General features: G+C 61.0%; 1 protein-coding gene. It reads left to right on the forward strand.

The window, feature by feature from the left end; all coding sequences use genetic code 11:
- Positions 1–385 (forward strand): exodeoxyribonuclease V subunit gamma (locus ACRXB1_RS37430; protein ID WP_449494943.1); only part of this gene is annotated, 385 nt, incomplete at both ends.

Raw genomic sequence — 385 nt, forward strand, 5'->3', positions numbered from 1 at the left:
GCACGGGTGGAACAACTCGAACTCGCAGGCAAGCTCGACTTCCAGGAGGTGGGGCATCCGCTGCTTGCCGAATGGGCCCGCCAGACGCAGGCGCAACTGCATATGCTGCATGAGTTGACCGAGAGCGTCAGCGTGTTCGCGTTGCCGACCATGCCGCCGCTGCATATTGCGTTGCTGCGTGAACTGTCGCGCTGGATCGACGTCCGTATTTACGCCATCAATCCGTGCCGGGAATTCTGGTTCGATATTGTCAGCGAGGCACGGGTGGAACAACTCGAACTCGCAGGCAAGCTCGACTTCCAGGAGGTGGGGCATCCGCTGCTTGCCGAATGGGCCCGCCAGACGCAGGCGCAACTGCATATGCTGCATGAGTTGACCGAGAGCG

Source organism: Caballeronia sp. M23-90, assembly GCF_053574605.1.